This is a genomic window from Microtetraspora sp. AC03309 (genome assembly GCF_020826795.1).
Lineage (GTDB): Bacteria > Actinomycetota > Actinomycetes > Streptosporangiales > Streptosporangiaceae > Microtetraspora > Microtetraspora glauca.
The window spans coordinates 1-408 of sequence record NZ_JADDIL010000583.1 but is presented as its reverse complement, the minus strand read 5'-3'; the positions used below and the strand labels follow the sequence as shown (position 1 = coordinate 408).

Below are 408 nucleotides of genomic sequence, written 5' to 3'. Positions count from 1 at the left end.
GCCCCGGTAACCCGGACCCTCGACGCGGGAATCCAGTTCGACGAGGGTTCCGTCGTCGATGAGTTCGCCAACGAGGGTGGTGATGGAGGGGCGGCTCAGACCGAGCCGATCAGCCAGATCGGCCCGCGCCAACGGACCCTCGGTACGCAACAGGTGAACGACGCGCTGGCGGTGCAGCAGATGCAACACCTGCTTCTCTTGGCGCGCTGATTCGGACCGCTTCAGCTGAACCTCCTTGACGGCGTAGACAGGGGGCTGCTATTAAGTTCGTCACAGAAATTAAATAGGCATCTAGGGCATCGGAGCCACGCCATGACCGCTAGTAATCCCCTCATCAACCCCCTGTTCGCTTCGTCCTCGTCGAGTGCGCCGGGACGGGCGACCGTGTCTCGGACAACAACTCAAACT

Annotated in this window: 1 protein-coding gene; it reads right to left on the bottom strand. The window is 61.5% G+C overall.

The annotated features are described in order from the left end of the window. Positions 1–189, bottom strand: a 189-nt coding sequence (locus IMZ11_RS46990) for a MarR family transcriptional regulator (protein ID WP_374463296.1), incomplete at its 3' end; no start/stop codon positions are given. Between the last annotated feature and the right edge of the window lie 219 nt (positions 190–408).